A 6,788-nucleotide genomic window follows, 5' to 3' on the forward strand; every position below is an offset into this window, starting at 1 on the left:
TTATAGTAAAATAAATAAATGAAATGTGACAACCAGTCTGATTTAATACCAATCTTTAAGATTTGTTCCCTTGTTTCCAGTTCCATTTAAGATAAATATATTCGTTTAGCTTTTAGTTCGTGTGCGCAAAAAAGAAACATTATAACGTTCCTAAACCACCGATTGTTAAACAGTAAACTGGTAACTGTAGAGCCAGAGGCGGTAGCGTGTCTGTTAACTGACCTAACCCGTGATGACGACCCTGCAGATCACGCCTTCACGCATAAATTTAGTCCAAATATTGCAAAGTAAGAAGTGGACAGTTAACGTGAAAATAGTGGTCACCAGTGAAGCTGGTTTATTGAACCTGTCTTAGTTAGCCATATCATTAATAACACATGCGGCGCTGCAGTTGATGTCGATAAATTAACCTCTGCAAAAAGATCTGAGTTACTGATGGAAATTGAAAACAGCGTTCGTTATGCCATCGCACATGTAGATATCTGTGGCGCACTGGCAATGATGTGTATTCTTCTAGAACATCAATCTGATGTTATTACGCACTTGGCTGCGGAGATTCATGTTGAAAGCTTTATTATCAGGCCCAAAGCCTCTATTGATGCCGAAATCATTTGTATATATATTCTACTTGCCGCAGTCCGTAACTACTGTTCTGAACTGGAAGAAACGTACAGATGACATTTTGTTTCCATCATATTTCAACTGATGAATCTTACGGTGACTTACCACACCTTAACTCAGTGTGTATTAGAGCTGCGTTATCGTTACATACTGAACTAACCACTTATGTACCTAGCTGCCAGTATTCTTCTTTGAAAGCATCCTGTGACCACATGGCTTGTGTCGGGTGCCACACTTACGCTTTGCCTACTATTGTGACTAATTATCCCAACAACGATGGTCCGTATCATTCGTCTGAACAATTGATCACGCTGATTATATTTAATGTGCTGTTGGTTAAACCGCTATCAGCTTACCGCAATTGTGAGCAGACTCGTAATTGGCTGTATGTTGAGGATAGTATGTGTGCACTTTATAAAGTAGTAGAGAAAGGCAAAAACTGCGAAGCTTATAATATCGCTGGACTCAATAAGTGTCAAAATATCGAGGTTGCGAATAATATCTAGAGTACCCTTGATGCTGCAATTAGCAAAAAAACAGCAAGTATATAGAGCATCTGCTCCAGATGATTATCGTCCTGTGTACGAGCTGTATTACATAGTTGATATATCAAAATTAAAATATAGATTCTGCAAGCGGCCTTTGAATAAGGTCTTACCAAGACTGCTCACTAGTACTTAAATAATAAAATGGTAGCAGTACGCAATGAAGGGTCCATATGTAGGAGATGTACCCATCAACGAAGGAAAAATAATGAAAGGCATTATACTCGCGGGTGGTACCGGAACACGACTGTATCCGATTACTTTGGGTGTTTCTAAGCAACTTTTACCTGTTTATGACAAGCCAATGATTTACTACCCATTATCAACACTAATGCTTGCCGGTATTAGAGATATACTGATTATTACGACGCCGGATGATAATGCAGCGTTTAAACGAATGCTTGGCGATGGTAACCATTTAGGAATCAATATTGAATATGCGATTCAGTTGAACCCTGAAGGACTAGCGCAAGCATTCATAATTGGTGAGCAATTTATCAGAGATGATACTTGCTGGTTAGTCTTGGGTGATAATATCTTCTATGGCCAGTCGTTCAGCAATACTCTTAAAAAAGTTTCTGCAAGGCAGAGTGGAGCCACGATATTTGGTTATCAAGTGAAAGATCCTGAGCGATTTGGTGTTGTTGAGTTTGATAAAGACTATCTAGCCCTTTCCATCGAAGAAAAACCATTAGAACCTAAATCTAATTATGCAGTTACAGGGTTATATTTCTATGACAAACATGTTGTAGAATTCGCAAAGCAGGTTAAGCCCTCACATCGTGGTGAGCTAGAAATTACATCAATTAATCAGATGTATCTTGATAAAGGTTTGCTAAACGTTGAACTACTTGGGCGTGGGTTTGCGTGGTTAGATACCGGAACCCATGCCAGCTTGCATCAGGCATCTTCATTTGTTCAGACAATAGAAAGTGTTCAAGGACTTAAAGTAGCCTGTCTTGAAGAGATCGCATGGCGTAATGAATGGCTTACTTCTGATGATCTTATTATGCTAGCTAAACCTATGTTAAAAAATGATTATGGCTGTTATTTAATGGCTCTAGTAGAGGGTAATTTGAAAGGAAAATGATGCGGATACTTATCGTAGGATGCAATGGCCAGGTTGGGCGTTGTCTCACGAACAAACTTGAGAATAAAGCAACTATACTAGCTGTTGATCGTAATAAGCTTGATATAACTAACAATGACTTAGTTAGAGGAGTGGTGGCTGAGTTTAAGCCTGATTATATTATTAATGCAGCAGCACATACTGCCGTTGATAAAGCTGAAGATGAAATTGAGCTATCATATGAAATAAATGCTAAAGGGCCAAAGAATTTAGCATCAGCTGCAAATGAAAATGCTGCTGTATTGATCCATATTTCTACTGACTATGTTTTTGATGGTCAAAATGAAAATGAGTATACAGAGGATATGCCAACAAATCCTCAGAGTGTTTATGGCGAGAGTAAATTAGCCGGAGAAATAGCTGTCACAAGTAATACAGATAAGTATTTAATATTGCGTACCTCCTGGGTATTTGGCGAACATGGTAATAACTTCGTCAAAACAATGCTGCGTCTAGCACAAACGCGAAATGAGTTAAATATTGTATCCGACCAATTTGGTGGACCGACTTATTCTGGTGACATTGCAGATGCAATTATTAAAATGATTGTTCATATTGAGTCTGGGAATGTAACAGAATGGGGGGTTTACCATTTCTCAGGTGCCCCTCATATAAGTTGGGATGATTTCGCACGAATTATTTTTGCTAAAGCATACGAGCACCAACGGCTAGCTTGTATCCCAAAAGTTAATAGCATTCTGACTAGTGCGTATCCTACTCGTGCAAAAAGGCCAACTAATTCTAGGCTGAATTGTCATAAAATTAAGCAAAAATTCAATATTGATTGTAGTGATTGGCAGAATGCTTTGAATAATATTAAGGAGTATAGGTAGTTTTATGAAAATAATTGATACGAAAATAGCTGATGTAAAAATAATTGAACCTATGGTATTTGGTGATGAACGTGGTTTTTTTATGGAAACTTGGCAACAAGCAAAATTTGAAGAGTTAGTCGCTAAAAAAAAGTGTTACTTTGTGCAGGACAATCATTCAAAATCTAAAAAAGGGATCTTGCGTGGGTTACATTATCAAACTAAAAACACACAAGGAAAACTTGTTCGTGTTATTAACGGCGAAGTCTTTGATGTAGCAGTAGATATAAGAAAGGATTCTCCAACTTGTGGCGAATGGATTGGTGTTTTTCTTTCTGCTGAAAATAAACGACAACTTTGGATTCCTGAGGGTTTTGCCCACGGATTTTACGTAACAAGTGAAGAAGCCGAATTTGTTTATAAATGTACTGATTATTATAACCCACAACATGAACAATCTATCTTGTGGAATGATAAAGAGCTAAACATTGAGTGGCCAATACATCAAAACTTAGTCTTGCTATCGGAAAAAGATCAGTCTGGGCAATTATTTAAAGACTGTAATTTACTGTAACTAAACAAAGCGAATTAAATGAAAAGCTATCTTGTAGAAATAGTCAATAATAAGACGTTGATTTATCAAATGACAAAGCGAGATATATTAAGTCGCTATAAAGGTTCTATAATAGGCATGGGGTGGTCATTTTTCACTCCATTATTGATGTTGGCTGTATATACTTTTGTTTTTTCGGTTGTGTTCAAGGCTAAATGGGGTGTAGGTGGCGAAGAGAATAAGGCCTCATTTGCAGTGATACTATTTTCCGGAATGGTGGTTTTTAACATATTTTCAGAGTGTTTTAATCGCTCAGTCACCCTGATAACAAGTAATGCGAATTATGTCAACAAAATTGTTTTCCCTTTATCAATTCTTCCGATAACAATACTTCTTAGTAGTTTGTTTCATGCTGCTATAAGCCTAGTGATATTACTCTTGGCTAGCATTATACTTATGGGTGAAATACATTTTACCTTGCTCTTATTACCGGTTGTTTGGTTGCCGTACTTAATCGCTCTGGTCGGAATGATGCTGATATTATCCTCTGTAGGTGTTTATTTACGGGATCTGGCACAAATTACTGGTGTACTGACAACAATTCTGATGTTTACTTCGCCTTTATTTTTTCCCCGTTCAGCACTGCCAATGTCATTGCAGCCTCTATTAATGCTTAATCCTTTAGCCTATTTTATCGAGGTCACTCGTGACGTTATTGTTTGGGGGAAAGCGCCGCAGATAGTACCTTTAGCAATATCCTACATTGCATCCCTAATGTGTCTACATTTAGGATACATTTGTTTTGAGAAGTTACGGAAGGGATTCTCTGATGTCATCTAATACTACGATCTATGTAAATAAAGTCAGCAAATGCTATTTTATTTACGATAATCCAAAGTACAGGTTGATTGGCCCATTTATAAATAAAATCAGAAAACTCATTGGGGCTCGTGAAAAAAATTACTATAAGGAGCATTGGGCACTCAAAGATCTAAATTTTTGTATCGAAAAAGGCGACTCTGTAGGAATTGTTGGCAAAAATGGTGCCGGTAAATCAACATTACTACAGATGCTGACTGGAACATTGTCTCCAACCGAAGGTACTATCAAGGTTAATGGGAGGATTGCTGCGTTGTTGGAGTTAGGAGCAGGGTTCAACCCGGAGTTCACTGGTCACGAAAATATCTATATGAATGCCAGTATTCTCGGCTTATCGAAAGAAGAAATAGATTATAGGTACGATGAAATAGTTAGTTTTGCTGAAATTGGTGATTTCATTAGTCAGCCAGTTAAAACCTATTCATCCGGTATGTATGTTCGATTGGCATTTGCTGTTGCAGCAAATATACAGCCAGACATTTTAATAATTGATGAGGCACTAGCTGTTGGAGATATTAGATTTCAGCTTAAATGCTTAAAGCATATGAATAAGTTGAAGGAGGATGGTACGACTATTTTATTTGTGTCGCATTCTCCTGAGCAAGTTAAACGCTTTTGTAATAAAGCGATTTGGATTGATGGAGGAACAATTCGTGCATCCGGCACAGCAAATGATGTATGTGACCAATACAATGATTTTATGTATCAAATACAACATTCAGATAGTAGCGGCCAGGATAATCGATGTGCCGGGGCACCAGCTAAAATCTTATCAACAAAAATAAGTTCGAATTACCTTAAAACAGGCTCAAATCTGTCTCTGACAATCGAGTATGAAGTCAATGACAATGAAGTTGATGGTTTAATGGTTGGTGCTGCATTATATTCTTCAGAAAGAAAATATCTATATGGGATTAATACTGGCTTAGACGGAGTTATTATTTCAAATAAGAAAGGTGTTCATATAGTTGTATACAACATTCCAAATATTCCTCTTCTTCCTGGTACCTTTAGTTTTGATGTCGGTCTCATGGGGGACAGAAGTTTAATTGGGTTTGATTATATTACTGATGCTGAAAAATTCACAATCTATAATGATTACGAAGGCGAAGGAATTATCAAAATAGAACATGAATGGTTCCAACCGCCACATATTTAATGAGAATACAATGACTGACAATCATAAATACAGTAGAAACCAGTTAGGCATGAATGAAGATTCACTATACGTTGTTTCTTCCTACATTGAAAATATGACCGAAGTCTTGGACGTAGGTTGTTATGAAGGCGCTTTAGGCCGTTTTTTGATTTCAGAAAAAAAATGTATTGTTGATGGTATTGAATATGAAGAGAAGGCAGCAGAGTTAGCTAGAGAATATTATCGAGATGTTAGAGTTGTTGATCTAAATATCGGTAATGTTTTTGATACTATTAGTAAAAAATACGATTATATAATTTTTGCCGATGTGCTAGAACATTTATATGACCCAAGCACTGTGCTAAAAAACAGCTTGGCATGTCTAAAAGATAAAGGTCATATTATTGTATCCGTACCAAATGTTGGATACCAAGGAGTGCTCGCTGAATTATTAAATGGTGAGTTTCAATATAGAAAAACTGGAATTTTAGATAAAACACATCTTCGTTTTTTTACCAGAAAAAGTTTGAAGCGAATGATTTCTGAATCTGGACTTTCAACGAGAAGTATACGCGATGTAACTCTTGCCAATAATGATTCTGAGTTTGCAAAAAATGCTTCTATCGCAAACTCACAGGAATTGAACCAAGTAATTAATAAATTCCCTGATACTGATGTATATCAGTTTGTTGCATCATGTGCACTTTGTGAGCAAAAAGATTATGTTATAGAGAATCTATCTAATCGCATTGATTTAGATAGGGGGTTAAAATATAAAGCCAAATTATATTGGCGAAAGGGTAATGATTCATATAATGAAGGTCAGAGCATATCACTATATATGCCTTACACTGATGACGATACCTCACTAAGTTTTGAGATGCCGAATGTTCTCGATTTTACAGAAATAAGAGTTGATATTTGTGAAGAACCGATGTGTTGCCATATATATGGAGTAACTGTAAAATCATTTAAGGATGAAATATTAAATATAATTCCGCTATCTGATATTTACCCAAGTAACCAGTCAACAAGAATGTCATCTATAGGAAGTGATAACCATGTAATATATAGTTTTTCAGATGATGCTGCTTTTAGTTTTAAATTAAAT

At 36.6% G+C, this 6,788-nt stretch carries 8 protein-coding genes; all 8 read left to right on the forward strand.

Going from position 1 to position 6,788, the window contains the following annotated elements; all coding sequences use genetic code 11:
• Nucleotides 1-366 precede the first annotated feature (366 nt).
• Nucleotides 367-678: a GDP-mannose 4,6-dehydratase gene (locus V2A85_RS21005; RefSeq protein WP_420072271.1), complete on the forward strand. Its 312-nt coding sequence runs from the start codon at nt 367-369 to the stop codon at nt 676-678.
• Complete coding sequence (locus tag V2A85_RS21010; protein WP_420072266.1) at nt 675-1,127, forward strand: GDP-mannose 4,6-dehydratase; 453 nt, start codon at nt 675-677, stop codon at nt 1,125-1,127. Before V2A85_RS21005 ends, V2A85_RS21010 begins: the two co-directional genes overlap by 4 nt.
• A gap of 247 nt (nt 1,128-1,374) precedes the next feature.
• Entirely contained in the window at nt 1,375-2,256 is an 882-nt protein-coding gene (gene rfbA / locus V2A85_RS21015; RefSeq protein ID WP_420072267.1) for a glucose-1-phosphate thymidylyltransferase RfbA, read from the forward strand.
• Entirely contained in the window at nt 2,256-3,128 is an 873-nt protein-coding gene (gene rfbD / locus V2A85_RS21020) for a dTDP-4-dehydrorhamnose reductase (RefSeq protein WP_420072272.1), read from the forward strand. Before rfbA ends, rfbD begins: the two co-directional genes overlap by 1 nt.
• Before the next feature lie 4 nt (nt 3,129-3,132).
• Nucleotides 3,133-3,681, forward strand: a complete 549-nt coding sequence (gene rfbC / locus V2A85_RS21025; RefSeq protein ID WP_420072268.1) for a dTDP-4-dehydrorhamnose 3,5-epimerase — start codon at nt 3,133-3,135, stop codon at nt 3,679-3,681.
• A gap of 18 nt (nt 3,682-3,699) precedes the next feature.
• Nucleotides 3,700-4,500, forward strand: a complete 801-nt coding sequence (locus tag V2A85_RS21030; RefSeq protein ID WP_372569069.1) for an ABC transporter permease — start codon at nt 3,700-3,702, stop codon at nt 4,498-4,500.
• Nucleotides 4,490-5,698, forward strand: a complete 1,209-nt coding sequence (locus tag V2A85_RS21035) for an ABC transporter ATP-binding protein (RefSeq protein WP_420072269.1) — start codon at nt 4,490-4,492, stop codon at nt 5,696-5,698. The genes V2A85_RS21030 and V2A85_RS21035 overlap by 11 nt, the downstream gene beginning before the upstream one ends.
• A gap of 10 nt (nt 5,699-5,708) precedes the next feature.
• Nucleotides 5,709-6,788, forward strand: a 1,080-nt coding sequence (locus tag V2A85_RS21040) for a class I SAM-dependent methyltransferase (protein ID WP_420072270.1), incomplete at its 3' end; no start/stop codon positions are given.

Source organism: Yersinia sp. 1252 StPb PI (assembly GCF_048593885.1).
In the GTDB taxonomy this organism is placed as follows: domain Bacteria; phylum Pseudomonadota; class Gammaproteobacteria; order Enterobacterales; family Enterobacteriaceae; genus Yersinia; species Yersinia enterocolitica_E.